We start from the raw sequence: 26,711 nt of genomic DNA, 5'->3' as shown, positions 1-26,711 counted from the left end.
CTGATGCTGCCGAGCCTGTTTGCGGTTTGTTCGCTGGTTTGCGTGCTGACGTTCGGTGCGATGCTGATCTGACGATCGGTCCGACGCATTCGTTTTCTCTATCCACGGACTCCGAGGTTTTCTTATGCGAATGGCTTCACGCGTGTTGATGGCTGCGACGTTGGCGATGGTATGCGCACCGGCGTTTTGCCGCGACGATGTCCTGCCGATTCCGCCGTCCGGAGTGATCGGCACGCAGGACGCGATGCTTTCGCCGGACTACTGGATCGCCAGGGCGCCCGCGCCGGATCAGTTGATCCTGACGCGTGCGCAGATCGATACGCAGAATGCACGGCTGTTCGCATCCGATCCGAGCATGTACGACTTGCGCAAGATCGGGCCGGTGCTGACGCGCGCACAGGTGTTGGCGTGGATCACCAAGGTGTCCAAGCTTCCGTCCAAGCCGCTCATGGACGTGAAGAACCAGCTCCTTCCGAAGGAAACGATCGATACGATCGTGGCCAGTATCGACCTGGATGCGATTCCCGCCAGCGAACCGGCGCGTTACGGCATGGCGGTGCATCGCGTCTCGCTGCGCAACTTTCCGACGAATATGCGCGCGTTCACGGTAAGGGGCCAACCCGATTTTGAGAGCTTTCAGGAAAGCACGATCTTTCCCGGCGACCCGGTGGTGATTGCGCATACCAGCCGCGATGGCCAGTGGTATTTCATTGTCAGCCCGCGTTATGCCGCATGGGTCGAGAAATCGGCGATCGCCGAGGGCAGTGCGGAACAGGTGTTGTCGTATGCCCAGAAAACACCTTATCGCGTGATTACCGGCGACAAGGTACGCACCGTCTCTACGCCCGAAGCGCCGGAAGTTTCCGAACTGCAGTTGGACATGGGTACACGCATACCTTTGGCGAACCTGCCGCCGGACCAGCCGGTCAATGGGCAGGGCCCGTACGCATCCTGGACATTGGAGTTGCCCACGCGTGCCGACGATGGCTCGCTGCATTTTCAGCCCGCGCTATTGCAGCGTCAGGCCGATAGCGCAGCGGACTACTTGCCGCTCACCCGCGCCAACATTATCCACCAGGCATTCAAGTTTCTCGGCGAACGTTACGGTTGGGGACATCTCTACAACGGTCGCGATTGCAGCGGATTCGTCTCCGATGTCTATCGCAGCCTGGGCGTGCAGATGCCGCGTAATACCGGTGATCAGGCAAATAGCCCGGCTCTGCAACATCGATCGTTTACCGCGAAAGACGACCACGCGACTCGCATGAAGGCCTTGGCCGATGCCCAGGTCGGTGATCTGATCTATATCCCTGGCCATGTGATGATGTTTCTCGGTCGCGTCGACGGAGAGCCCTATGTGATCCAGGACGTCGGCGGCGTAGTCTTTCTCGATGGCACCGGTCACAAGCGTTGGACCCAAACCAACGAAGTCTCGGTGACGCCGCTGCTGCCCTTGCTGATCGACGAGAAGCTGTCCTATGTCGATGCGATGACCAGCCTGGTGCATATCAGGCCGTAGTCGACGTGGTCTGGATGTCTTTTGCAAACACCAGGTCGGTATCGTCGATCGGCGCCTTGAGCAGCATCTCCTGGTCCGATTCGTAATTGTTGGTGACGCGCCAATAGCCCGAACGGCCCTGGCGCGGCATCGCATCCTTGCCACGTTGCACGTATCCGGATTCGAGCTGAGCGAGGATGGTTTCGTCCAGGATTTGTCCGGGTGGCGGTTTCGGTATTGCTGTCGAATAACCATGTTGCTGCATATGGTTCAGAAGACGGCATACGTAGTGCGCGGCGAGATCGACTTTCAATGTCCACGACGCGTTGGCATAGCCGAAGATCACCGCCATGTTCGGTGTGTCCTGCAGGAGCACACCCTTGTATGTCATCAGTGTGTTGGCGGCGCGGGCCTGGCCATCGACCTCCAGCGTCATGCCGCCCAGCGATTGCAACTGAAAGCCCGTCGCCGAGATGACGATGTCCGCGTCAAGTTGCTTGCCCGATGCTAGTCGAATGCCATGATCGGTGAAGGTGTCAATCGCATCGGTCAGCACCGATGCACTACCTGCGCGGATCGCCTTGAACAGGTCGCCATCCGGTACGGCGCAGGGGCGTTGCGCCCACGGTGCATACGCGGGTGAGAAATCGTTCGGCTCGCCATGGCCGTCAAGTTGTTTACGGGCAGCCGATAGCAGCAGGTTCCGTACTTGTCCGGGCCAGCGCCGCGCGGCTTTGTATATCCAGCGCTGCAGCTTGATGTTCCGTTTGCGCGCCATGCGATAGACCATGCGCTCGGGCAGTACGTGTTTGAGCACGGCGGAAATCTTGTCGTGCGCGGGGATGGAAAAAATATAAGTGGGTGAGCGCTGCAGCATGGTGACGTGTGCCGCGTCGTTTGCCAGTGCGGGCACCAGCGTAACCGCGGTAGCGCCGCTGCCAATAACAACGATACGTTTGTTGCGATAGTCCAGATCGTCCGGCCAGTGTTGCGGATGGATAAAGCGACCACCAAATCGCTCGATGCCCGCATAGTCCGGGATATAGCCTTGGTCGTGCCGGTAGTAGCCGGTGCACGCGATCAGAAATCGACAGCGATAGACGACGCTACGTTTGCCGTGTTCCTCGCTGGCGGTAACCGTCCAGCACTGCTGCGCGCTCGACCATGAGGCGTGCCGGGTCTCCACGCCAAAACGTATCCGTTTGTCGATGCCGTACTCGCGCGCGGTGTCTTCGACATAGCGCCGAATAGACGGACCATCGGCTAGCACCTTCAGCTCGTTCCACGGCCGGAACGCATAGCCGAAGGTGAACATGTCCGAATCGGAACGGACGCCAGGATAACGAAACAGATCCCAGGTGCCGCCGATGGCATCACGTCGCTCCAACAAGGTGAAGGTGGTGCCGGGACAGTCCCTCGAAAGATGGCTTGCCATCCCGATACCCGACAAGCCTGCACCGATAATCAGGACGTCGGTATATTCGGGTTCGATATCGTCGTGGTTCATATCCCTTCGTTTTTCGTCGTCGGGCCGGAAGTGCAATCGACAGCATAGCGCGGCGACGCCGTGGCGCAGCGGCTGTCTGGCGTGAGGCCTAGCCCGAAAGGCCGAGTTAACTGGCCTTACTGTAGGAGCGACTTCAGCCGCGACCCACGATGGCGTAATGGCCTGTCGCGAATGAAGGGAGCCTCCAAAACCCTTTCCTATCCGTCGTCCCGGCGAACGCCGGGACCCAGTGACTTACGCTTCGACGTGCTGAAGACGCTAAGCCCCGGCGTTCGCCGGGGCGACGATGAAAACTGAGGTTATTTGAGGTTCCCGGAAGTCGCTCCTACGGAAACTAGGAGGTATTCCCGTTAGTCGAAGAACGTCGCCGCGAAAATCGCACCAAGCATCGTCTGTGCGCTCTCGTCCGGTAGCTCTTTAGGCATGCAGGCGTTGAAGAAGCGGACGCCATCGATCAGTGCCATGGTCCCAAAGGCCAGGTCGCGGCCGGGGACGGGTAGTTCCTTGTCCATGGCCTTGCAGAACTGCTCGATGAAATAGCCGATGGTGTCGCGCTTTTCCAGCAGCAGCGCATTCAGGCGGATGCGGAACTTGGGATCGCGCAGCGCGCAAACGCGTGCCTCGGCCCATAGCGCAAAGCTGGTGTCGCCGCAGTAGGCCTGGATATAGAAGGCCGACAGCTGCGCCTGCATGTCCTGCTTGGACAGGTCGGCGTCGAGGATCTGTTGCAGGGCTTCCTGGATGTCCTTGTGATCGCGCTTGAGCAGCTCGATGAACAAGTCGTTCTTGCTGTCGAAGTTCGAGTAGAACGCGCCCCGGGTGTAGCCGGCATGGGCGGCGATGTCTTCGACGCTGCTGCCGGCCAGCCCTTTCTTGGCAATGATCTGCGCGCCCGCTTCGAGCAGGCGCTCGCGGGTCTGGTCTCGGCTTTCTTCGCGGGTGAGTCGCTTGCGTGGCATGGGTAAATCGTACCACGGCTGGCTTTTGCTGCATTTGAATGCTTACTTGAATTCAAATACAAGTATGTATTAGAGTTCGATGACGTATCCCCGGGCCGCGAGCGCGGCTCCTACGCAGCAGGAGTGGTTTGTGAACAACCGCAATTTCCCGTCCCCAGCGGGTGCCTGGGCGCGCGCGTTCGGGCCGCTTTCGATCGCGATAGCCGCCGCGTTGCTGTCCGCATGCGGCAAACATGCGCCTGAGGCCGAGGCTCCGCGTCCGGTCATCGCCATGCCCGCCAAGGCCGCCGATGCCGCGTTCGTGGCGCAGTTTCCGGGCGAGGTGCATGCCCGTTACGAAATGCCGTTGTCGTTCCGCGTGCCCGGGCAGCTGATCGCCCGCGAGGCTCATCTGGGCGACTCGGTAAAGAAGGGTCAGGTGCTGGCACGGATCGATGATGCCGATGCCGGGCGCAACCAGGCTTCCGCGCAGGCCGCGCTGGAGGCGGCGGAGCATCGGCTCGTTTTTGCCACCCAGCAACGGGATCGCGATGACGCCCAGGCCAAGGCGAACCTGATCAGCCAGCTGCAGCTCGACCAGACCCACGATGCTTACGCGGCAGCTTTGGCCGGGCGCGATCAGGCCAGGCAGCAACTCGCGCTGGCGCAAAACCAGTCGCGCTATACGACGCTGGTAGCCGACCGCGATGGACGCATCACCAGTGAGCAGGCGGAGATAGGGCAGGTCGTTGCCGCCGGTCAGGCTGTCTTCGGTTTTGCCTGGTCGGGCGAGCGCGATGTTTTCTTCGACGTACCGGAAGATCGGATTGCCGGCGTGGTCGTGGGGCAGGGCGCCGCCGTGACCTTGCCGGCGATGCCGGATCGCCAGCTGAAGGGGCGCGTGCGCGATGTGTCGCCCGCGGCCGATCCGCAGGCGCGCACCTATCGCGTCAAGCTGGCGCTCGATGCGGATGCTGCCGACGTGCCGCTCGGCATGACGGCACGGGTCGCATTGTCCACCGGCGCGGCTACCGCCGGTGTGCGCTTGCCGGCGACGGCGCTGTTTCATCAGGGCGAGCATCCCGCGGTCTGGGTCTTGCGCCCGACCGATTCCACGCTCGAACTGCGCCCGGTCACGGTGCTGCGTTACAGCGAGCGCGATGTCCTGATCGATACCGGCTTGCATGCCGGTGAGCAGGTGGTGATGCAGGGTGTGCATACGGTGACAGCCGGCGAGAAGGTCGCGCCGATCGCGCCGCCGCATCCGGAGGACGCGCCGTGAGCGAAGAGGGCCGTTTCAATCTCTCGGCGTGGACGCTGCGCCACCGTTCGCTGGTGTTTTTCGTGATGGTGATGGTCGCGTTGTTCGGCATGTTGTCGTACAGCCGCCTGTCGCAATCGGAAGATCCGCCGTTCACCTTCAAGGTGATGGTGATCCAGACCTTCTGGCCGGGCGCGGATGCGCAGCAAGTGCAGGAGCAGGTGACCGATCGCATTTCCCGAAAACTGCAGGAAACCGCATCGATCGATTTCCTACGCAGCTATTCGCGCCCCGGCGAATCGCTGATCTTTTTCAATGTGAAGGACTCGGCGCCCGCGTCGATCGTGCCCGACACCTGGTATCAGGTGCGCAAGAAAGTGGGCGATATCGCGGCACAGTTGCCGCCGGGCGTGCAGGGGCCGTTCTTCAACGATGAGTTCGGCGACGTCTATACCAATATCTATGCACTGGAAGGCGATGGCTTCACGCCGGCGCAGTTGCACGACTATGCCGACCAGTTGCGCGCCGAATTGCTGCGCGTGCCGGGCGTGGGCAAGGTCGACTATCTGGGAGACCAGAATCAGCACATCTTTATCGAGATTCCCAACGCGCGCCTGTCCAAGCTGGGCATCAGCCCACAGCAGATCGCGACGGCGATCAACCAGCAGAATGCGGTGGCGTCGGCGGGGGTGATCACGACGGCGGACGATCGCGTCTTCGTGCGTCCCAGTGGCCAGTTCGACGATCTGGAAGCGCTTGGCAACACGCTGTTGCGCATCAACGACCGCAGCTTCCGGCTTGGCGATATCGCCACCATCAAGCGCGGCTACGACGATCCGCCGAGCCAGCAGATGCGCTTCATGTCCAAACCGGTGCTGGGCATCGGCGTCACGATGCAGCCGGGCAGCGATGTGATCCATCTGGGCAAGGCGCTCGATCAGGCGACCGCCAATCTGCAAAAGCGACTGCCTGCCGGTCTGACGTTGAACCCCGTGACCAGCATGCCGCATGCGGTGTCGCATTCGGTCGACGACTTTCTCGAGTCCGTTGCCGAAGCGGTAGCGATCGTCCTGCTGGTGAGCCTGCTCAGCCTGGGGTTCCGCACCGGCATGGTAGTGGTGATCTCGATTCCCTTCGTGCTGGCGGCGACCGCGTTGTGCATGGACATCTTCGGTATCGGCCTGCACAAGGTGTCGCTGGGTACTCTGGTGCTTGCCTTGGGCCTGTTGGTGGACGACGCGATCATCGCGGTCGAGATGATGTCGGTGAAGCTGGAGCAGGGCTGGAGCCGTGTGCGTGCGGCAGCATTCGCCTATACGAGTACGGCCTTCCCGATGCTGACCGGCACACTGGTCACCGTGTCGGGCTTCCTGCCGATCGCGCTGGCCAAGTCGGGCACCGGCGAATACACGCGCTCGATCTTCGAGGTGTCGGCCATCGCGTTGCTGGTTTCCTGGCTGGCCGCGGTGATCGTGATCCCCTTGCTCGGCTATCACATGCTGCCCGAGCACCACGCGCGCACCAAACCTGGCGAGGAATGGTGGGCACGCCTGATGCCGCGTCGCTGGAACGAAAAGCGACGGGAGAAGGCCGCTGCCATCGTGCATCACGAAGGCGACATCGAAATCTACGACACGCCGTTCTATCGCCGCTTTCGTGGCTGGCTGGACTTCTGCCTGAAGTATCGCTTCGCCGTGCTGGGGCTGACCGTGTTGATGTTCGTGATCGCGCTGGCCGGTTTCGGTCTGGTGCCCAAGCAGTTTTTCCCGAGTTCGGACCGCTCGGAACTGCTGGTCGATCTGCGCTTGCCGGAGGGCGCTTCGTTCGATGCCACCTTGAGTCAGGTGAAGCGTTTCGAGGCGGCTATCAAAGACCGTCCGGAGATCAGCAATTACGTGAGTTTCGTCGGCAGCGGTGCGCCGCGTTTTTATCTGCCGCTGGATCAGCAACTGGCGCAGCCCAACTTCGCGCAGTTCGTGATCACTGCCAAGGACGTCAAGCAGCGCGAGCAGCTGGCGCAGAATCTCGACACCTTGCTGCAACATGATTTTGCCGCGGTGCGCACCCGCGTCAGCCGGCTCGAGAATGGGCCGCCGGTCGGTTTCCCGGTGCAGTTCCGCGTCAATGGCGACGATATCGCCACCGTGCGCGGTATTGCCGAACAGGTGGCGGCAATCATGCGCAAGGATAGCCGCACGACGCATGTCCAGTTCGATTGGGACGAGCCGGGCGAGCGCTCGGTACGTTTCGAGATCGACCAGGCCAGGGCGCGGCAACTGGGTATCACCTCGCAGGACGTGGCCAATTTTCTGGCGATGTCGCTTTCGGGCACCACGGTGAGCCAGTATCGCGAGCGTGACAAGTTGATCGCCGTGGATCTTCGTGCGCCGAAGAACGAGCGCATTCATCCCGATCAGATCGAGCAACTGGCCATTCCCACGCCAGGCGGTGCGGCCATTCCGTTGTCCCAGCTCGGGCGCGTGCACTACGGCCTGGAGTACGGCGTGATCTGGGAGCGCGATCGTCAGCCGTCGATCAATGTGCAGGCCGATACCCGTGGCGGAGCACAGGGACTGGACGTGACCAACGATATCGACAGGCAGCTCGATGCCGTACGCAGCCATCTTCCGGTGGGCTATCGCATCGAGGTTGGCGGTTCGGTCGAGCAGAACCAGAAGGCGCAAGGCTCGATCAATGCGCAGATGCCGTTGATGGGCATCGCGGTGCTTACATTGCTGATGATCCAGCTGCAAAGCGTTGGGCGTACTTTCATGGTGGTGTTGACGGCACCGCTGGGATTGATCGGTGTGATCGGGTCGTTACTGTTGTTCGGTCAGCCGTTCGGCTTTGTGGCCATGCTGGGCACGATTGCGATGTTCGGCATCATCATGCGCAACTCGGTGATCCTGGTGGACCAGATCGAGCAGGATATCGCCGCTGGCCATCCACGCTGGGAGGCCATCATCGGCGCGACGGTGCGTCGCTTCCGCCCGATTACGCTGACGGCGGCAGCAGCGGTACTTGCGCTGATTCCACTGTTGCGCAGCAACTTCTTCGGGCCGATGGCAACGGCGCTGATGGGTGGCATTACGGTGGCCACGGTGCTGACGCTGTTCTATTTGCCCGCACTCTATGCCGCCTGGTTCCGTGTGCGTGCGGATGAGCCGGCACGGGAGGTCGCACCATGAAGCATCTATCCCTCCGGTCGACAACGCTTGCGATGGCTATCGCGCTGGCAGGCTGCTCGTTTGCACCATCGACGAAACCGCCGACATCTCCTTCGCCCGATCGCTATACGGTCGAGCCGGTGCCGGCGGCCAGTGCGGATGCTAACGGTGTGGCGCAACACTACAACCAGGGCGCGCGTGCCGTGCCGGAGTGGTGGCGCCTGTATGGCTCGGACACGCTCAATGGGTGGGTCGAAGAAGGCCTTAAGAACAACCCATCGCTGGACGCAGCTCGGCATACGCTCGAAGCGGTGCATCAACAGTTTCGCGCGCAGGTCGGCGATACGATGCTTCCCTCGCTCGACGCACAGGGGCAGGCAAGTCGGCAACGCGCTTTGGGATTGCCGGCGCTCGGGCCGCCCACCAATCTCTACAACGTCTATGCCGGCCAGTTGAGTCTCAACTACACCTTCGACCTGTTCGGCGCCGAGCGCTATGGAGTAAAGCAGGCGGCGGCTCAGGTCGATCTGCAGGCGTATCAGCTCGATGCCGCCCGGCGTGCGCTGGCGGCCAATATCGTGATTTCGGCCGTGAACGCATCGGCTTTGGCCGAACAGGTTGCCGCCGCGGAGCGGTTGAGTGTGTTGGCGCACGCGCAGGCCGATCTGGTCGACAAGTCCTATCGGCTTGGCGCGGCCTCGCATGACGATCTGCTGACCGCACAGCAGAATGCCGCGGCGCTGGACGGCTCTTTGCCGCCATTGCGTGCGCAGGCGCAACGCGCCAGGCATGCGCTCGCCACGTTGATGGGGCGTACGCCGGATCAGGCACCCGAGGTATTGCCGTTGTCGCAATGGCAATTGCCGGCAGAGGTGCCGGTCAGCGTGCCATCGGATCTACTGCAGCAGCGGCCGGATGTGCTGGCGGCGGAAGCGTCTTTACGGGCGGCATCGGCGCAGGTCGGTGTAGCGACGGCGAATCTGTTTCCGCGGATTTCGTTGTCCGCATCGATGGGCTCAGGCGCATTCAAGGATTCGGGCTTGTTCGGTAGCGGCTCGGGCATCTGGAGTGCGGGTCTGTCGCTGACACAGCCGATCTTTCATGGCGGTGCGTTGATGGCCGAACGCAAGGCTGCGATCGCCAATTACGATGCGAGCGTGGCGCAATACAAGCAGGCGGTATTGAACGCGTTCCAGAATGTCGCCGACTCGCTGGTTGCGCTGGATCAGGACGCATCGGCGCTGCGTGCGGCGCAAACGGGGTCGGGCGCTGCGAAGCAATCGTTTGCCGAGAATGCGTCGCGCTACAAGCTCGGCGCAGTGTCGTATCCGACCACGATCGTCAGCGAGCAGCGTATGCAGAATGCGCGGCTGACCGAAATCCAGAGTACTGCTGCGCGTCTGGTCGATACGGCGGCGTTGTTTCAGGCGATGGGTGAGCCGCAGGGCAGTGGAGCGGCCAGACGGCGATAACCCGAAGTATTCGCCACTGGATCCCGGCCTGCGCCGGGATGACGATGAGGTGGTGTACCGTTTATCTGGGCACCCGCACTCCCCGTCATCCCGGCGCAGGCTGGGATTCAGTGGCGCTCATGCAGCGATTTTTGCGAGGAGCAGGAAACCTCATTCCCGTCGATACGACCCAGCCACCACCCACGCCGCACCCGCAATCGCCGCAGAGATGACGAAAGCGGTCCATTGCATACGATCGCCAGCGTGGGTAAAAAGCCCCGGCCCCCACACCAGCAAGGTGATGATGCTCAACATCGCCGCCTCGAGAATCGCAGCGAGCCGCGGCCATACGCCAAACAGAATGCCAAGACAGGCGGCGATATTGCCCGCACCCGTCAGATAGGCCCAGCCGGTCGGAAACGGCAGCCATGCAGGTACCAGCTCAAGGGTCTGCGGCAGGTAGATGAAATGCGACAGGCCGATCGTCGGCAGGCTCAAGGCAAACAGCCATCGCGCATGGCGAGTGCCACGCGTTCCCACAAGACCTGACAGGCGTTGGTTCTCCCATCCGTTGGCGTGCGAGGCAAAAAGCACCCACGCGCCGGCCAGGATGACCGTAATCTCGCCCAGGCCCAGCCAGGTGGCTTCCATCTGCGGAACGAAGATAACCGCGGGCAGCTTCAACAGCACGGCCCAGAGCAGGACAAAGATCACCAGCGTACGCGCGGCGGTCGCCCGGGTGCTCGCGATCAGCAGACCTATCCCACCCAGCAGCTCCACGGCAGCACTGAGGTAGGCCAGTACCACGCGCCCAGGAAGCTGCGCGATCGGGATGCGTTGCCACTGCACGGCGAAGTCGCCATAGATCAGGCCGAGGACGCCCAGCGCGATCATCGTGGCGGCAAACAGGACGCGCGCCGTGTTTGCCAGCGAGGAGTGTGCGAGGAGTGGGGCGGACAGGATGGTTTGCGATGAAACGGTGCTGCTCATGGCTTTCCCTGAGATCGCCGGTCAGGCGTCTGGTCTATGGAAAGCGTTCTTCGGCATGAAAAATAGGACCAATTTTCCGTGACCGGGACATGCCAATGCGCTAACCCAATGCTCCGGCCGGGTCCGCTTGCCCGGCGGACCTTTTACATCCGCACAAGCTGTCATGCACATCGTGCTGACTTGCCGGCCGGCAACATGGTTTTCGTCCCCAAACTTCAGGAATGAAGGCGATGCGTAACGCAGATCGACAAGCTGCACCGATCGATACACTGGAACGATTGACGCTGGCGATGCAAGGGCGAGGGGATACCCAGGGGCGTAGCGGAGTAGGGCAGGAAAACCCGCATCATGGTTTCGACAATCGCGACGGCAGCACCTTTACGAGCGAGCTGGTCGACAGCGCAGCCGAGTTTCCCGAGCCCATGATGGGCACGACCTATCAGTGCGGCGGTACCGGGCTCGACCGGGACGTACTCGAAGAAGAGCGCAAGGCAAAGGAGCGCGGTGGTTCGTGGAAGAGTCCGCGTGTGCCACGCGGTGCGCGCGATCCGTCTCCTGGCGTACCGGTGAATCGACGCCGCTGATCGGTTGTCACGATGTTTTCTGCGGCCGCATGCACGCGGCCGTCAGCGGCTTGTCGTCAACGCTGTCGCATACCTGAAACTGCCCGGGCAGGTCGAGGATATCCTGCTCCGTTCCGGCCGCAACCGCGAGCTTGCGCATGGGCGCGTTTTCGCACTGGCCCAGTGCGCAAGCGAACACGGCGTAGTGGCAACTGCCGGTGATGCTGTCCAGGCATTCGAATGTGGCCGTCCCCGCACGCACGTGTACCTTGCTGTAGATCTGGTCCACGCCGTTGACGGTCGTTCGGGTGACGATGCTGCGATCGCCTTCGCTACAGCCGGCGAGCGCGAGCAGGAAATACATGATGGCGCCTAGCTTGAACATGATCGCACCTCTACATGTGGCGAAAAATCGCCATGAAGGGCTGGCTGACAGCCAGCGTTTCCGAGCGGCCTTTGAGGCGTAGCGTGCCCTTGCCGCCATCGTCGCGAACGATCGAGGCAATGGCTTTCAAATTGACGATGGTCGAGCGGTGAATCTGCTTGAACACCTGCGGGTCGAGCATGGCGAGCAGTTCGCGGATCGGTGTTCGCAGCAAGGCTTCGCCTTCCGCGGTCATCGCCACGGTGTATTTGCTGTCGGCACGAAAATAGGCGATGTCGTCGACCATAATCAGTCGCGTTTCACGACCGACACTGGCCGTGACCCAGGTCAACGGTGGTGCGGTGGCGCCGGGGGTATGTCCTGCCAGTTGGCGGATCAGGCTGGAAAGGCTGCCGATATCGACATGTCCGCTGGCCAGGCGCGTTTGCACGCGCTGTATCGTTGCCGCCAGTCGCTCGGGCGCGATGGGCTTGAGCAGATAGTCGATCGCACCACGTTCGAATGCATCAATCGCATATTGATCATAGGCGGTGGTAAAAACGATCTGCGGCGGTGGACGGAGCTCCGCTGCCGCCGTAGCCACTTCAAGGCCGGTCAGGCCGGGCATGCGGATATCCAGAAAAGCTACATCCGGACGATGCTCGGCGATAGCCTCCAGGGCGCTTGCGCCATCCTCGCATTGGGCGACGATATCCAGGGCCGGCCAGGCGGTCTCCAGCAAACGTTGGAGCGCATCGCGCAGCAGCGCTTCGTCTTCGGCAATGACGGCCTTAACCATGGCGGGCGATCCATTGTGCATCGGTAGGCACGCTGATCGTCGCGGCGACACCGGCGGGCATATTGGCCACCACCGCGAGTGAGGCATGTCCGTCGTAGACCAGGCGCAGGCGTTCGCGCAGATTCTTCAGGCCGATACCGGTGCCACCGCCGGCTGTGCTGAAGCCATTACCGTCGTCGGCCACCGTGATTACGGCCAGATCGCCGTCACGCCGCGCATTGATCCACACGGTACCGCCGCCGGGCTTGGGCTCGAGGCCGTGTTTGATCGCATTCTCGACCAGTGTCTGCAACATCATCGGCGGCAGCGGCGTCGGCAGCAGGCTTTCGGGAACATCCAGCTTGAGTTCCAGCCGCGTGCCCATGCGAATCTTCAGGATCTGCAGGTAGGAGCGGGCCCGCTCGAGTTCTTCGCCCAGAGTGGATAGCGTCTGTTCGGTGCGCGGCAGCGAGTGACGCAGGTATTGGATCAGATGGCCCAGCATTTCATCCGCACGTGCCGGCTCGCTGCGCGTCAGATACTGCGCGCTGGCCAGCGTGTTGTAGAGGAAGTGCGGCTCGACCTGTGCGTTGAGCAGATTGAGTTTAGCGACGGCCAGTTCCTTCTCGGTCGAGGTCTGCTCGACGGCGCTGCGTTCGCGTCGCCGCAATTCGGACACGCGGCGGCTGATGGCACGGGTGATGGCTTCGGCATTTTCGAGATTGGTGGCGTCGTCGACGCGGAACCAGTCGCTCCACGCACCACTCTCGGGTTCGCAGATCAAGGTCACGCTGCCGGCGCCATCGATAGGTGTCACGGTGGCGAGGATCTGATTGCGCGTGTTGCCGAAGAAGGGCAGCCGCAGCAACTTCCATTGTCCGTACGGCGCCGGCCGTTTCACCTTGGCACGCACCTGCAGGCTGTCGCGGGCGCTTTCGATCTCTTCGGTGCGCGGCAGTTCGCGAATGGCCGCATCCAGCAGGTCGAACGCTTCGCCGGCTTCGAGCGGAATTTCTATCTGCCGCCGCTGACGATTGCCCACGGTGCCGGCATCGATGCGCCCGGTGATCAGTCGTACCCGGCGCAGGTGCGATACCGCGCCGGCGATGACAAAGACCGCCGTCGCCACCCATAACCAGAAGGCGATCAAGGGAGCATCGTCGCCTCTGTCGGCTGGGGCGATCCACAAAATGGCCAGGGCCAGGTAAGCGACCGACCAGGCGATCAGAATGCGCAGCACGAAGAAAAAGCTTTTCACGGTGGATCCCCGAAACCCGATGTGCTGCCGAGCATAGCCGTCTGTCGCACGGGGTAAACCACCCGAGCGACAGGACCGGCCAGGCGGCGACGAAAGCCGGAAATCGGGGCGCGAATCAGAGACCTGCTGGGTCAGTGCTGCTCGATGTCCTCCGGTGCCGCATCCCCGGCCTGGGCCGCGAACGGGCGCGCGTCGTTAACCAGATGGACGAGAAACCGTCCCGGCTGCTCCTGCATCACCATATGCGCCGAGTCTTCAAACCAGACCAGGCGTTTATACGGCGCGCTGATGGTCGCGAACCATTCGGCGGCCAGCTCATGCGATACGGCATAGTCGTGCCGCCCGGTAAACAACAGCACCGGGCAATCGAAGTGCGTGTCGTGACTGAGGTCGAGCGAGCCCAGCGGCTTGAGCAGATGATTGAGCGACAGCAGGCTGCCGGCGCCGATCGCATCGAGATCCCGGTCGCTGTATTCGGGAGCCAGCTCTTCGGCATTGGAATCGAAAGCGAAGCTGGTGCGTCCATAAGCGAGCCCGCCATAGTAGGAAAGCCAGCGGCGTTGCGTGCCGATGCGCTCGATATCGAGCGAGCCTTCCTTGCCGGGGTAGGGGGCGAGTCGAGTCAGCTCAGCGATCGCCTTGGTGTTGTTGTCGGCCTTGGCTTGATCGAGCGCGAAGCGATAACCGATCGTTTCGTTCTGTTGCACGTTGACTACCTGGCCCACGCCGATATAAGCGTAGAACCAGTCCGGATGCCGCTGCGCAAGGCGAACACCCAGCACCGTGCCCCACGAGTGGCCGAGCAGAAATATCTTTTGCTTGTGATACGTCTGCTGCAGATAGCGAACGACTGCTTCGGCGTCGTCGGTCATCTGATCGATCGTCAGGGTGGGGGCGATGGTTTTCGGATCGTTTGCCGTATAGGTCTTGCCTGCGCCGCGCTGATCCCATTGCACCACGGTGAAATAGTCCTCCCATGGTGTCTGGAAGGTATAGGCCAATGGCATATCGGGCGAAGCGGGGCCGCCATGGAGAAACAACAGGATCGGATTGCGCTTGTCCTTGCCGCGGATCGACAGCCATTGTTCGGTGCCGTTGATCTTTACCTTGATCAACGCGTCGATACCGTTTGGCGTCACGATCTTGCGCGATTCGGCGATGATGTCGCGGGCCTCTTGTTGGGTAAACGCCTTGTTTGCATTGTCGTCGGCCTGCGCGACGCAGGCCGCGGCGCAGAGCGCGATCGAACAAAACAGCGATTTCATGCGAACCATCGATGGCTTCCCGGTGATCGAATACAAACCGGTAGACAGCAATGACCGGGCCAACGGCCTGGCGATGCGATTCTGATGTACGAATAGAGGCCAGCCCACGTGCCCGCGGACAGCATGGAGTGTCCGCGGACGGCGGCGTTGCGACACCCGTGCGCAAATTAATACGCTGAAACGGCGTCATCCGCTGGAGGCCAGCTTCGTTATGATAGGCACCGATGCAAGGGAAGGGGTACGACGATGCGTAGCTATACCGTTACAGCAATCTTGGGACTCGCGCTTTGCGCGCCGCTGACAGGCATGGCGCAAACGCCGGCTGCCGCATCGAGCGCCCAGGGAGTTGCCAGCGACGCGGATCTCGCTAAAACACGGTGCACGGCCGGTGAGGAAAAGTTTCTACCCGCCGATCTCTATTATTGTCTGGCCACGCAGAGCTACGGCCAGCAGCAATACAGCGCGGCGAAGCGCTTCTTCACCACGGCGGCGAGCTGGGCCAGCAAACCTGCTCAATACGTACTTGGGGTGATGGCGCTCAATGGCGATCATCAGCGGCCGGATCGCGCCTTGGCGTTGGCATGGTTTTCGTTGGCCACGGAGCGGCCCGATTCGCATTTTGCCGCGGCGTATAACGCCTTGCTCAAGCAAACGACGCCTGCCGAGCACGAGGCCGCGCAGGCCTTGTTGGTAAAGATGCGGCCGGTCTATGGCGATGCGGTGGCGGCGAAGCGGGCGCAGCAACGGTACGAGAGCGGCATGGCTTCGTTGAAGAATCAGGAGTCGTACTGCATGGCCGGTACGCAGGATGCGTGGAAGGATCCGATCGATCCGCAATCGTGCCCTCCGGTGCAACTGGTAGTGGCTCAGATCGACAAGGCCGCCGAGGTCGTCTTCGATGGATGGCAGGGGCATGTAACGGTCGGTGCATTGCAGCAGGTGCATCAACCCAGTCAATGATGGACGTCCAGCCATCCATGTAAAGTCGTCTTTACCTTGGTTGTAAACGTACTGTCATCACTCCTTTGCCACAGTGCCGGGCTTTGCCACCGCCCGGGACTCGCATGAAAAAGTATGTCGCTCTTCTTGGTCTGCTCGCCTTGCTGGAAGATCACTCCGCCTGGGCGACGACGTTCGAAGTCACCAACGGGCAGACCGATCCCAACGCCAAGACGCTAGCTACAGGCCAGACGGGAACGGTGGATGCCGGCGGTACGCTTTCGGTAGCCGGCGCCACGGATGCGATTTCGGTCACCGGCAATGCAACGCTGACCAACAACGGCACGATCCTGCAAACGGGCACCGGGCGCGGCATTCGCGACAATACCGGCAAGCTCACCCTGACGGTCACCAACAGCGCCGGCGCGACGATCCAGACCGCCGACGCCGACGTGATCCAGATGAACAAGAAGAACAGCAATATCACGTTCAACAACGCCGGCACGCTGATTTCGTTGAATGCTTCGGCGGGCGGCTCGCAAGCGATCGATTTCAATGCCATCACGACGGGTACCAATGTACTCAACAATGCTGCCACGGGTGTGATCGAAGCCAACGAGGCCGACGCGGTTCGTCCCGGCGTCAATGGCGTGGTCAATAACGACGGCATCATTCGCTCGACCAACAACCCCGGCAGCACGGACAGCACCGATGGTGTCGATCTGCAGTCGAACTCGGGCATTACGGTGAACAACGCCACCACGGGAACGCAGACCGTGGCGGGCACCGGTCTGATCGAGGGCGCGCGCCATGGCATTACCGGCGGCAACAAGGACACCACGACCGACGGCACGTTTACGCTGAATGTCACCAATAACCTGGGCGGCACGATTCAGGGCGACAACGGTTCGGGCATCAATATCGATGGCTTCAACGGCAACGAACTGGTCACCATCGTCAATCACGGCACGATCATCGGAAACGGTGTGGCCGGCGATGGCGATGGCGTGGATGTCGACGGCCTGGTCCATCTGACCAACACCGGGACGATTCTTTCCAAGCAGGCATTCAACGATGTCAGCGAAGGTGTGACGGTTGGCGGCGGCACGATCGTCAATTCCGGCACCATCGAGGGCGATAACGTCAACGGCGGTGTGTCCCACGGCATCACGCTGGCTGGTCTGGACAAGGATCCCACGACGGACGCGCCGATTCCGGTGCAGGGCATCTATGGCGACACCACGATCACCAATAGCGGTTTGATCAAGGGGCAGAATGGCGCGGGCATCGCTGCGACGGGAGCGGCGACCAGCTTCAAGCTCAGCATCACCAACCTGGCCAGCGGCACGATCGAGGGCGGCAGTGCAAGCGAGGCGGCGATAACCACCGGCGCCAATAACGTCACGATCGTCAACTACGGCACGATCACCGCCCTGGCCGGCGCCAAGGCGGTGGATCTGGGCAGTGGCAATAGCAGCCTGCAGATTCTCGGCGGCGCGGCGCAGATCAATGGCGATATCTCCGGTGGCACCGGCAGCAGCACACTGAGCATCGCGCCAGGCGCCGGAAATAACTTCAGCTACAGCGGCGTCATCTCGAACTTTGCCGGCGTGGCCATCGGCGACGGTACGGTGACACTGTCCGGCGCCAGTACCTACAGCGGTGACACGACGGTCACGGGCGGCACGCTGGTGCTGGCCAATAGCCAGGCCATCGGCACGGGTCGTTTGATGGCCGTGGCTCCGACCATCGTTTACGCCCAGGGCGTGAACATCGCCAACGCCATGGTGTTGCAAGGCGATACCACGCTCGATGTAGAAGGCAGCGATGCCGCGACGCAGAGCGGAGTGATCAGCGGTAATGCAGGCCTCACCAAGACAGGTTCGGGCAGCTTGCTGCTTACCGGCGTCAATACGTATACAGGTAGCACGTTGGTGCAGGCAGGTACGCTGGCGATCGGCGATGATACGTCGCCCACTGCAGCGGTGGCCGGGGATGTGCAGGTTGCGCAAGGCGCCACCCTGCGCGGGCATGGCTCGATCGGCGGCAGCGTGATCAACGACGGCACCGTCGCGCCGGGTGGTTCGATCGGTACGCTCACCATTGCCGGCAATTACACGCAGAACAAGGACGGCGTGCTGAGTATCGATGCAACGCCGGCAGGTGCAGCCAGTCGCCTTGCCATCGGCGGCAAGGCGTCGCTTGATGGAAGTACAGTGGTACTGGCGCAGGCCGGTAATTGGGCGCCACTGACCAACTACACCATTCTCACGGCCAACCAGGGTGTCAGCGGCCAGTTCGCGGCCGCGACCTCGAGCCTGGCGTTCCTGACGCCGGTACTGACGTATTCGGCCAACAGCGTGAACCTGTCGCTGCAGCGCAACGATATCCAGTTCGTCAGCCTTGCGCGAACCGCCAATGAGCGCGCAACGGCAGCCTCGGCCGATACGCTCGGCTTCGCCAGTCCGGTCTATACCGCACTGACCCAGCTGCAAGCGGCTGCAGCGCCGCAAGCGTTCAACCAACTGAGCGGCGAACTCTATGCCAGCACACGGACGGCGTTGTTCGACGACAGTCGCTATGTTCGCGATGCCGTGAACAATCATCTGCTCGGGCAGGAAAATGCCGCCGATGGCGCGCAGGCCAGCGATGCAAACGGCGTCACTGCGTGGACTGCCGCATGGGGGCATTGGGGTGATCACGATGCCGATGGCGATGCGTCGCGTTTGCAGGCAGACGGCAGCGGGTTGCTGATCGGTGCGGACTTGGGAGTCGGCAGCAACGCCCGCCTCGGTGCCGTTGCCGGATACGGACAGACGTCCATACGCGTGGACGATATCGGCTCGTCGGCGCATGCGACCTCGACTCACCTGGGCTTTTACGGCAGCGTGAACAGCGGCGGTTTTCAACTGCAGGGCGGCGTGGATTACGCCTGGCAGCAAGTGGACAGCACACGCCATATCGCGTTCGGGCCGTTCGTCGCTGCCAATGCCGGACGCTACGATGCCAATACCGCGCAGGCGTATATCGACGGCGGCTATCGCTTCGCGATGGGCGAGAACACCTCGCTTGAGCCTTACCTCAATCTGGCTCACGTGCGGATCAAGTCCGATGCCTTTGCCGAGTCGGGCAGCAGCGCGGCCTTGGCAGTGCAGGGCGATACCAGTCAGCAGACGTTCGCTACCCTTGGCTTGCGTGTGAACTTCGCGCTCGCGCCAGGCGGCTTGCGGGCCTATGCGGGCCTGGGATGGCAGCATGCCTGGGGCGATACGCAAAGCGCCAGCACCGAGCGTTTTGTCAGCGGTGGTGTCAATGCCTTCACTGTCGACGGCGTGCCGGTGGCGCAGAATGCGGCGGCGGCAACCTTCGGCCTGAGCTTTCCGCTCAGCCGCAGCGTGACCGTCGATACGAGTTATCAGGGGCAGTTCGCCAGCCACGCAAAAGACCAGGCGGCCCGGATGAGCTTGACCGTTGCGTTCTAAGACCGCGAGCAATGGGGCCTGCAGGCTTAGCTTGCAGGCTCAGCCAGCGAGGATGCGTTGGACATGTCCGGATCGGCTTTGCGCTTGCTCGCGTCGACAGGCGCGCTGGGCATGATCGAGTCGCCGGCGTTGCCGGACTCCACGCGGTTACGTCCACTGTGTTTAGCGCGATAGAGGGCGTGATCGGCGTCGACCAGCAATCGCTGCAGGTCGTGTCCGGCCCGTTCGGTGGAGGACACGCCGAAGCTGGCCGAGATGGCGACATGGCTATGGGCCGCGTCCACCGGCGTTGCCGCGATCGCCTTGCGAAGGTGCTCGGCGCGATCGAAGGCGGTGGCCGCAACGCAGTCGGGCAGCAGGATGCCGAACTCCTCGCCGCCCAGACGACCGAATACGTCGCCCTGGCGCAAGTTCTGCCTGCACGCTGTCACCGCGTTTTGCAGAACCTGGTCGCCCACCGCATGCCCGTGCGTATCGTTGATCTGCTTGAAATGATCCAGGTCGATCAGAATCAGGCAGGCCGGACGGTGGCCCCGTTCCGAGTGCCGCAAAACGTTGGTGGCTTCTTCGACGAAATGCTGACGATTGAAAATGCCGGTCAGGCCATCCTGTCGGGCCAGGCGCATGAACCGCAGCTGCGAACGCTTGATGCGGTATAGCAGCAGGGCGATCGAGGCCAGGATGGTGATCAGCAAAAGGATGTAGAGCCGACTTGCCTCGACCGCTTTATGATCGAGCGCACGCTGAAGCTGCAGGATCTGATTGCGCTTGTTCAACGCCTCGACTTCGAGCTTGCGCGCCTTGAGCTGCTGATTGACGATCTGATAAGCCAGCGTGCGCGCGGTGACGTCGTTGAGATAGCCCTTGTCCGCTGCCATGTATTTTTCGTGATAATCGAGCGCTGCATGCGAATTGCCGCGCTTGGCTTCGATTTGATAAAGCAGCGAGTAGGCGGCGCTCAGCGGCTCGGTGTACTCGTTCGGGATCGCGCCGGCAATGACGGCATTGGCGTATTTCTCGGTTTCCTCGATATTGCCCGCACGCCAATAGGCCTTGGCGAGCAGCGCATTGAACTGCATGGTCAGGGCGGAATAGTTGTAACCCAGCACATCCTGATAGTGGTCCTTGAGTATCGCGATTGCCTGGACAGGGTGATTGCGCGCGATTTCAAGCGTGGCGACATCGGTGCGTAGGGCATCGGCGAACAGTGGCTCTTTTCCGGCCAGGCAGGCACTTATTCCCTCCTGGAACGGCGGGTCGCCCGATTGCGGCATACCGCCCCGAAATTCGGCATGCAGTTTGAAGTACATCGCTTTGCAGACGTTCTCGCCCGCGGGCAGGTCCTGCAGCATTTCATCGGCGTAACCGATGGCCTGGTCGTACTGTTCGGCGAAGATCAACAGCTGCGCCGCTTCACCCAGGCCTTGATAACGCGCAGCTTTGTCGGTGACCTGCGGCAGGTCGTCCACCAGCTGGTTCAGATGCCGGAACGCGTCCTCGTAACGATGCGTAACCCCCAGGACATTGATGATGGTGGCATTGGCACGAAAACGCATTGTCGTGTCATCGGAGCGCTCGATGATGTCGTTCAACAGCGCGCTCGCTTCCGGATATTGGCCGTTGAACACCACTTGCCAGGCGTGCAAGTAGCGCAGATGCCACTGCTGCTTGGGGGTGAGTTTCGATGCCTGGTTGTCGAGCTGGTAGAGCAGGCGCAGGAATTCGTCGTGCCGCGACGTCTTGACGCTATCCGCTTCGAGCAATTGCTGCGCGAGATCGTTTGGCGTAGGCACAGAACCCTGCGCCGAGCCCGCGACGAGGCACAGCGCCAAGATGATTCCGCGGAATGAACGCCAGGGCATCCTGCCGTGACCTCAGAGTAAGTCGATCAGGTCGAAGCAGCGGCGATCAGGCGTTCGGAACCAGGTGCCAGCACGGACCCGGGTTCCTCTTCATGTTCTTCCTCATCTTCTCCATCCTCTTCTTCCTCTTCTTCGGCCGGCATCAGCACGTAGAGCATCGGGCGCAGGCCCAGCAGGTCCTGCAGTTGGGAGGCATCTTTGGCAAGGATGGCCGAGCAGTACGGGGCTTCCACCTGTGCCTCGGCCAATGCCTCGGCCAGCTCTTCCTGCGGGGCATCGCGCAGCTGCGCGTCCTGGCCCAGTTTTTCCAGAAACTCAATGACATTCGACATGAAACTATCCCCCTGATAGCTGGCTTTTTTAGTGAGCCGCTTGTACTTGCAGCATAGCCGCATTTAGCCGCCTGGTGCCTGGCAAGCCCACATCATATCGCCATACAGCCGGTTATATCGACGATTTCAAAAGTAATAGACCGATTGCTTTTCTGAACGGTATTGTCTGCTTATTCGTTGACCGGCGGATGATCCAATGCCTCCAGTCGGGCACGAATCGCCAGGTCAGGCTGCATCGGGCCGAAGGGAGGGATGGCCAGCGTATCCCCCATGCCGGTGTTCGCCCCTGGAAGGTCGGCCAAGGCCAGCCGTTCGATGCGTGGCTTCTGGATGGGCAGGGTGGCTGCCTGGTAAAGGATGACCTGATGGTCGAGCGGATAGTCCCTTGCCAGCACTTCGACCAGCAATTGCCGGTAGGCCGGCCCGGTGGCAAAGCGTGTGGACGAGCGGTCCCCGGCCAGCCCGATCTGCCATAGCACCAGCCAGGCGCTGGGGTCGATCCGGCGCCGGTAGACCATGAACTGGCTGGCTTCGTAGTGTTGGCAGCCGACGCTGCCCGGGTCGATACCGACGTCGGCATACAGGCAGTCCTCGGACGATATGCCCGGCTCCATGTGCGCCCGATAGCCTTCCTGCAGCGCCAGGGCAATGGCTTTGTGCGGCGCCCAGGCGAACACCCCGGGGTGTCCGTAAAACACGCCGCAGACGCGTTTGCCAAGCCGGACTTCGGCCAGCATGGTTTCCACCATCCGCCGGTAAGTGTCCATGCGCGGTACGCCCTCGCCATAGAGCAGTTGAAGGCTTCGCACGTCCTTATGCATTTCCTGTAGCCACAACTCCACCACGCCATCGGAAACCCCGGTAAAGACCACGTCGGCATGTTGAATATGGTTACGGGCCACGGGGCTGATGTGGGCGCCCAGGGTGATACCGATGCCGACGCAGACCAGGCTGCCGTTCGATGGGGGGGTGTTCAATAGATTCTCCATGTCGATGCAACGAATGTACCCGCGCGGCGACGTATGGAAAAGCCGCGCGAGCAAGCGAATGGCATATGGCTGGCGCGGGCGAATCGGTCATGCTCCGCCAGTTCAGTCCCGTTGTTCGATCGTAAAAAAATTAAGAGGGGTCATCATGCGTCGTAGTTACCTGGTTTCCGCGATAGTCCTGGCGCTTGCGGGCGCACCGTTATTTCCTGCAGTCGCGCAATCGGCGCCGCCAGCCGCCGCCGAGCAGGCCACCACGCAGTTGCCGCGCACCGTACGTCCCACGCACTATGACGTGGCCGTTACGCCGCATGCCGAAGCGTTGAGCTTCGACGGCAAGGTGACGGTGACGGTGGACGTGCTGCAGCCCACGGCCAGCATTACCCTCAACGCGATCGACATGACGTTCTCGTCGGTGACGCTGACGCCGGTCAAGGGCAAGGCATTGGCGGCCCCCAAGGTCAGCATCGACGCTGAAAACCAGACGGCGACCTTCACGTTTGCCAAGCCCGTGGCCAAGGGCGAATACCGGCTGGCGATGAACTACACCGGCAAGATCGGTACGCAGGCCAATGGCCTGTTCGCGCTCGACTATGACAACAAGGATGGCAAGAAGCGCGCGCTCTATACGCAGTTCGAAAATTCCGATGCGCGCCGTTTCATTCCGTCGTGGGATGAGCCCAACTACAAAGCGACCTTTGCGTTGCACGCGACCGTTCCGGCGACGCAGATGGCCGTAAGCAATATGCCGATCGCCAAGAAGACCGATGCGGGTAATGGGCTGGTAACGGTCGATTTCGCACAGTCGCCCAAGATGTCGACCTATCTGCTGTTCTTTGGCCTGGGCGAGTTCGATCGTGCGACTGCCATGGCCGGCAACACCGAAGTCGGGGTCATCACCCAAAAAGGCGCGTCGTCGCAGGCTGGCTTTGCGCTGGACTCGGCCAAGCTGATCCTGGCCGAATACAACGACTATTTCGGCACGCCGTATCCGCTGCCCAAGCTCGACAATATCGCTGCGCCCGGTAGCAGCCAGTTCTTCAGCGCGATGGAAAACTGGGGTGCGATCTTCACCTTTGAATATTCGATGCTGCTCGATCCAACCGTGTCGACCCAGGCGGACAAGCAGGGCGTGTTCTCGGTGGAGGCGCACGAGATGGCGCACCAGTGGTTTGGCGACCTGGTGACCATGCGCTGGTGGGACAACCTGTGGCTCAACGAAGGTTTCGCTTCGTGGATGGAAGGCCGCACCACCGCCAAGCTGCATCCGGAATGGAATACCGCGCTCGAAGCGGTCGGCGTGCGCGAGGCGGCGATGAATCGCGACGCGATCGCCACCACGCACCCGGTGGTGCAGCAGATCGATACCGTCGAGCAAGCCAGCCAGGCATTTGATGCGATCACCTACTCGAAGGGCGAGTCGGTCATCCGCATGCTCGAAGGTTACGTTGGCTCCAATGCCTGGCGCGATGGCGTGCGCCGCTATATCAAGGCGCATGCCTACGGTAATACCGTGTCCGATGATCTGTGGCGCGAAGTCGAGGCGGCCGCACCGGGCAAGCCGGTGACGCAGATCGCGCATGATTTCACCTTGCAGCCGGGCATCCCGATGATCAAGGTCGAGTCGGTGCAATGCAGCGGAGGCAAGACGACGGTGAAGCTCACGCAGACCGAGTTCACTCGCGATCGCCCGGACAAGCAGCCGCTGTCCTGGCACGTGCCGGTGATCGTCAAGACGCTGAACGGCGAGCCTGTGAGTGCCCTGGTCGACGGTCATGCGACGCTGGAAGTGCCCGGTTGTGGGCTGGCGATCGTTAACGCAGGGCAGAGCGGTTATTACCGCACGCTATACGGCACCGGGCAGTTCGATGCGATCAAGCACATGTTTGCCAAGCTCGCACCGATCGACCAGCTCGGCGTGATGGACGACACCTGGGCGCTAGGCATGGCCGGCCTGCAGCCCGCGTCGGATTTCCTCGATCTGGCTCAGGCCGCACCGGCCACCGCCGACCCGCAAATCTGGGAGAACATCGCGGGCGATCTGTCGTCGCTGGACAGCTACTACCAGGGCGACGATGCGCGGCAGCAGACGTTCCGCAAGTTCGCTATCGCGCGCCTGCAACCGGTGTTCGCTCACGTGGGTTGGGAAGCAAAGGCGGGCGAGCCCGATCCGGTCAAAGTGTTGCGTAACGACCTGATCGGTACGCTCGGCTCGCTGGGTGATCCGGCCGTGGTCAAGGAAGCGAATCGCCGCTTCAACGCGATGGACAAGGACCCGTCGGCCATGCCGGCCGCGCTGCGCAGGACCGTTCTTGCGGTGGTTGCCAGGAACGCGGACGCGGCTACCTGGGATCGCTTGCATGCGATGGCCCAGGCCGAGAAGACGCCGCTGGTCAAGGACCAGCTCTACGCGTTGCTGTCGGTTGTGCGTGACAAGGCACTGGCCCAGCGTGCGCTGGATCTGGCACTGACCGACGAACCGGGCGCAACCAACAGCAGCGGCATGATCGGTGCAGTAGCGGGCACGCATCCCGAGATGGCCTTCGATTTTGCCGTCGCGCACAAGGATCAGGTCGACAAGAAGGTCGATTCCACTTCTACGGCACGCTATTACCCTGCGCTCGCCACCCGTTCGCTGGATCCGGCCATGATCGACAAGGTCAAGGCGTTTGCCGACAAGTACATCGCTGCCAGTTCGCGTCGCAGTGCCGATACAACCGTTGCCAATATCCAGTACCGCATCAAGGTGCGCGACGAGCGTCTACCGGCTATCGATGCGTGGTTGAAAAAGCACGGTGCTTAACTTCATGCCTCGGATCACGAAGAAAAACTGAGGTTGTTTTTAGCCGTTGAAAGAGAAATCGCCCCGATTGCTGTCGGGGCGATTTTTTTTGCGATCGTTCTCAGTACGAAAGCGTGGCGGTGGTAGCTGTCGTCTGCAGGCCGTAGTTGCACTGCGGAGTGATACCCGACGTATCCGAACCCTGCCACGGTGGATTCGATACGCGATTGTTGTTGCGGTCATAGACCTGGATATTGCTGAAGGTTATCGGGCCGCCCGGATATTGATTGCATGTGGCGACGCTGTAGACCTCAAGCACGCCGCCGAATACCCAGGTGAGATCGGCATAGGGGTTGGTGGTCAGCGAGCTGGTCTGGCCGGTAGTCGTGTCGCGCGAATCGATGTTCCAGCTGGAGCACGCTACGCCGGGGCTGCAGTTCGAGTAGGTGTCGCCGACGACGACATCGCCTGCGTGAGCCGAAATCGGATCGCTGTGGAAGGTCGTGCCATCCACGCAGCAATTCCAGCTTGCCAGGGTCCAGGCCTTGTCGCCGTAACCGTTCCAGCCTAGCACCGGTTGCAGGATCGACTGCACGTTCGGTAGTTGCTCCAGGCCCGGGAAGAAGTAGATCACCTGGCTGCCGCGATTGGACGGCTGCGAGGGCACGGTCCATGTCGCTACGATGCGGCCGATCGGGGTAGAGCTGGCGTAGTTGGCAGCCTGTACCCAACCGCTTTGCTCGGGCGGTGGCGTACGACGCTTGAGCGAACTCAGCGAGCGCTGCCCGTTGGCTTCGACACGGTCGCCTTGCAGGGTGAAATTGGGCTGCGTACATTGCGCGGGCTTTTCCAACGCACCGGTGGCACGCTGGATCATGCCATTGGCCTGTAGTTGATCGCCCTTGTGTACGGTTACTACACAGCTTGCCGAAAAATAGCCGTTGGGCGTGACGACATAATCGTCAGGTACGCCTTGAGGTTTTTGCGTTGCACTGAGCTGGCCCACCGTCGTCAATTGCGCGGCATCCGCCGCCTGTGCGTGTTCGCCGCCGAACACGGCCGAGCCTATGATGCACAGAGCGGCGAGCAGGTAGCTACCTGCTCTGAATCTCGAACTGAACTTCATCATTGCTACGACTCCTTACAGAAAGGGAAGTCGTCCATGAAGCGCGCCGGCGATATGCGCAGCGCGTTACCCCTGTTCCGCCAGCGCGTGAACGCCGACGCCCCAATGTAGAAGCGGTAACGAATGTGAAAGTGTGACGGGGTATTTCAATCGAAATAAGTC

At 61.6% G+C, this 26,711-nt stretch carries 19 protein-coding genes; 8 read left to right on the top strand and 11 right to left on the bottom strand.

The features are described 5' to 3' along the window. Positions 1-124 precede the first annotated feature (124 nt). A complete protein-coding gene (locus tag ACZ6WW_RS00445) occupies positions 125-1,519 on the top strand; it encodes a C40 family peptidase (protein WP_465272513.1) in 1,395 nt (464 codons plus the stop codon). Here ACZ6WW_RS00445 and ACZ6WW_RS00440 read toward each other — a convergent pair. Next, the gene (locus ACZ6WW_RS00440) at positions 1,509-3,005 is read right to left on the bottom strand and encodes a flavin-containing monooxygenase (protein WP_465272512.1); all 1,497 of its coding nucleotides are present in this window, start codon (positions 3,003-3,005) and stop codon (positions 1,509-1,511) included. The two genes, ACZ6WW_RS00445 and ACZ6WW_RS00440, sit on opposite strands and share 11 nt — an antisense overlap. A 350-nt stretch (positions 3,006-3,355) precedes the next feature. Next, positions 3,356-3,964, bottom strand: a complete 609-nt coding sequence (locus tag ACZ6WW_RS00435) for a TetR/AcrR family transcriptional regulator (protein ID WP_465272511.1) — start codon at positions 3,962-3,964, stop codon at positions 3,356-3,358. Between the two features lie 130 nt (positions 3,965-4,094). Between ACZ6WW_RS00435 and ACZ6WW_RS00430 the strand changes: the two genes are divergently transcribed. From ACZ6WW_RS00430 to ACZ6WW_RS00420, 3 genes are read left to right on the top strand one after another with little or no spacing between them, the layout of a single operon-like run. Beyond that, positions 4,095-5,225, top strand: coding sequence for an efflux RND transporter periplasmic adaptor subunit (locus ACZ6WW_RS00430; protein WP_465272510.1), 1,131 nt, complete (start codon positions 4,095-4,097; stop codon positions 5,223-5,225). Then, positions 5,222-8,392 carry an efflux RND transporter permease subunit gene (locus ACZ6WW_RS00425; RefSeq protein WP_465272509.1) on the top strand — a complete coding sequence of 1,057 codons (3,171 nt, stop codon included), beginning with the start codon at positions 5,222-5,224 and terminating at the stop codon, positions 8,390-8,392. Before ACZ6WW_RS00430 ends, ACZ6WW_RS00425 begins: the two co-directional genes overlap by 4 nt. Next, a complete protein-coding gene (locus tag ACZ6WW_RS00420; protein WP_465272508.1) occupies positions 8,389-9,843 on the top strand; it encodes an efflux transporter outer membrane subunit in 1,455 nt (484 codons plus the stop codon). Before ACZ6WW_RS00425 ends, ACZ6WW_RS00420 begins: the two co-directional genes overlap by 4 nt. A gap of 150 nt (positions 9,844-9,993) precedes the next feature. Here ACZ6WW_RS00420 and ACZ6WW_RS00415 read toward each other — a convergent pair whose 3' ends face one another. After that, positions 9,994-10,812 carry a DoxX family membrane protein gene (locus tag ACZ6WW_RS00415; RefSeq protein ID WP_465272507.1) on the bottom strand — a complete coding sequence of 273 codons (819 nt, stop codon included), beginning with the start codon at positions 10,810-10,812 and terminating at the stop codon, positions 9,994-9,996. Positions 10,813-11,042: 230 nt separating this feature from the next. Between ACZ6WW_RS00415 and ACZ6WW_RS00410 the strand changes: the two genes are divergently transcribed. Continuing rightward, positions 11,043-11,396: a hypothetical protein gene (locus ACZ6WW_RS00410; RefSeq protein WP_465272506.1), complete on the top strand. Its 354-nt coding sequence runs from the start codon at positions 11,043-11,045 to the stop codon at positions 11,394-11,396. A gap of 7 nt (positions 11,397-11,403) precedes the next feature. On the opposite strand, the gene ACZ6WW_RS00405 is transcribed toward ACZ6WW_RS00410, so the two are convergent. From ACZ6WW_RS00405 to ACZ6WW_RS00390, 4 genes are all read right to left on the bottom strand, one after another. Continuing rightward, positions 11,404-11,760, bottom strand: a complete 357-nt coding sequence (locus ACZ6WW_RS00405; protein ID WP_465272505.1) for a hypothetical protein — start codon at positions 11,758-11,760, stop codon at positions 11,404-11,406. A 10-nt stretch (positions 11,761-11,770) separates the two neighbouring features. Continuing rightward, positions 11,771-12,538, bottom strand: a complete 768-nt coding sequence (locus tag ACZ6WW_RS00400) for a LytR/AlgR family response regulator transcription factor (protein ID WP_465272504.1) — start codon at positions 12,536-12,538, stop codon at positions 11,771-11,773. Then, positions 12,531-13,775, bottom strand: coding sequence for a sensor histidine kinase (locus tag ACZ6WW_RS00395; protein WP_465272503.1), 1,245 nt, complete (start codon positions 13,773-13,775; stop codon positions 12,531-12,533). Before ACZ6WW_RS00395 ends, ACZ6WW_RS00400 begins: the two co-directional genes overlap by 8 nt. 131 nt (positions 13,776-13,906) lie before the next feature. Continuing rightward, a complete protein-coding gene (locus tag ACZ6WW_RS00390) occupies positions 13,907-15,040 on the bottom strand; it encodes an alpha/beta fold hydrolase (protein ID WP_465272502.1) in 1,134 nt (377 codons plus the stop codon). 246 nt (positions 15,041-15,286) lie between these two features. On the opposite strand from ACZ6WW_RS00390, the gene ACZ6WW_RS00385 reads away from it, so the two are divergent. Both ACZ6WW_RS00385 and ACZ6WW_RS00380 read left to right on the top strand, forming a co-directional pair. Next, entirely contained in the window at positions 15,287-16,000 is a 714-nt protein-coding gene (locus ACZ6WW_RS00385) for a hypothetical protein (RefSeq protein WP_465272501.1), read from the top strand. Between the two features lie 104 nt (positions 16,001-16,104). After that, positions 16,105-19,461, top strand: coding sequence for an autotransporter outer membrane beta-barrel domain-containing protein (locus ACZ6WW_RS00380; RefSeq protein ID WP_465272500.1), 3,357 nt, complete (start codon positions 16,105-16,107; stop codon positions 19,459-19,461). A gap of 26 nt (positions 19,462-19,487) precedes the next feature. Here the strand turns inward: ACZ6WW_RS00380 and ACZ6WW_RS00375 are convergent, their stop codons facing one another. From ACZ6WW_RS00375 to ACZ6WW_RS00365, 3 genes are all read right to left on the bottom strand, one after another. Continuing rightward, positions 19,488-21,254 carry a GGDEF domain-containing protein gene (locus ACZ6WW_RS00375; RefSeq protein WP_465272499.1) on the bottom strand — a complete coding sequence of 589 codons (1,767 nt, stop codon included), beginning with the start codon at positions 21,252-21,254 and terminating at the stop codon, positions 19,488-19,490. Positions 21,255-21,349: 95 nt separating this feature from the next. Beyond that, complete coding sequence (locus ACZ6WW_RS00370; protein WP_281852614.1) at positions 21,350-21,655, bottom strand: hypothetical protein; 306 nt, start codon at positions 21,653-21,655, stop codon at positions 21,350-21,352. 170 nt (positions 21,656-21,825) lie between these two features. Next, positions 21,826-22,632, bottom strand: a complete 807-nt coding sequence (locus ACZ6WW_RS00365; RefSeq protein WP_465272498.1) for an SAM-dependent methyltransferase — start codon at positions 22,630-22,632, stop codon at positions 21,826-21,828. 157 nt (positions 22,633-22,789) lie between these two features. Between ACZ6WW_RS00365 and ACZ6WW_RS00360 the strand changes: the two genes are divergently transcribed. Beyond that, complete coding sequence (locus ACZ6WW_RS00360) at positions 22,790-25,444, top strand: M1 family metallopeptidase (RefSeq protein WP_465272497.1); 2,655 nt, start codon at positions 22,790-22,792, stop codon at positions 25,442-25,444. Positions 25,445-25,544: 100 nt separating this feature from the next. Here ACZ6WW_RS00360 and ACZ6WW_RS00355 read toward each other — a convergent pair whose 3' ends face one another. Further along, positions 25,545-26,552 carry a hypothetical protein gene (locus ACZ6WW_RS00355; RefSeq protein WP_465272496.1) on the bottom strand — a complete coding sequence of 336 codons (1,008 nt, stop codon included), beginning with the start codon at positions 26,550-26,552 and terminating at the stop codon, positions 25,545-25,547. Between the last annotated feature and the right edge of the window lie 159 nt (positions 26,553-26,711).

Source organism: Dyella sp. NPDC103356 (genome assembly GCF_055584465.1).
This window is presented reverse-complemented; position numbering and strand designations above follow the sequence as displayed.

Excerpts from the sequence above, each read along its gene's own strand:
- ACZ6WW_RS00435 (WP_465272511.1), bottom strand. The coding sequence starts at position 3,964 with ATGCCACGCAAGCGACTCACCCGCGAAGAAAGCCGAGACCAGACCCGC.
- ACZ6WW_RS00405 (WP_465272505.1), bottom strand. The coding sequence starts at position 11,760 with ATGTTCAAGCTAGGCGCCATCATGTATTTCCTGCTCGCGCTCGCCGGC.
- ACZ6WW_RS00370 (WP_281852614.1), bottom strand. The coding sequence starts at position 21,655 with ATGTCGAATGTCATTGAGTTTCTGGAAAAACTGGGCCAGGACGCGCAG.
- ACZ6WW_RS00385 (WP_465272501.1), top strand. The coding sequence starts at position 15,287 with ATGCGTAGCTATACCGTTACAGCAATCTTGGGACTCGCGCTTTGCGCG.
- ACZ6WW_RS00415 (WP_465272507.1), bottom strand. The coding sequence starts at position 10,812 with ATGAGCAGCACCGTTTCATCGCAAACCATCCTGTCCGCCCCACTCCTC.
- ACZ6WW_RS00355 (WP_465272496.1), bottom strand. The coding sequence starts at position 26,552 with ATGATGAAGTTCAGTTCGAGATTCAGAGCAGGTAGCTACCTGCTCGCC.
- ACZ6WW_RS00390 (WP_465272502.1), bottom strand. The coding sequence starts at position 15,040 with ATGAAATCGCTGTTTTGTTCGATCGCGCTCTGCGCCGCGGCCTGCGTC.
- ACZ6WW_RS00380 (WP_465272500.1), top strand. The coding sequence starts at position 16,105 with ATGAAAAAGTATGTCGCTCTTCTTGGTCTGCTCGCCTTGCTGGAAGAT.
- ACZ6WW_RS00410 (WP_465272506.1), top strand. The coding sequence starts at position 11,043 with ATGCGTAACGCAGATCGACAAGCTGCACCGATCGATACACTGGAACGA.
- ACZ6WW_RS00445 (WP_465272513.1), top strand. The coding sequence starts at position 125 with ATGCGAATGGCTTCACGCGTGTTGATGGCTGCGACGTTGGCGATGGTA.
- ACZ6WW_RS00360 (WP_465272497.1), top strand. The coding sequence starts at position 22,790 with ATGCGTCGTAGTTACCTGGTTTCCGCGATAGTCCTGGCGCTTGCGGGC.
- ACZ6WW_RS00440 (WP_465272512.1), bottom strand. The coding sequence starts at position 3,005 with ATGAACCACGACGATATCGAACCCGAATATACCGACGTCCTGATTATC.
- ACZ6WW_RS00400 (WP_465272504.1), bottom strand. The coding sequence starts at position 12,538 with ATGGTTAAGGCCGTCATTGCCGAAGACGAAGCGCTGCTGCGCGATGCG.
- ACZ6WW_RS00420 (WP_465272508.1), top strand. The coding sequence starts at position 8,389 with ATGAAGCATCTATCCCTCCGGTCGACAACGCTTGCGATGGCTATCGCG.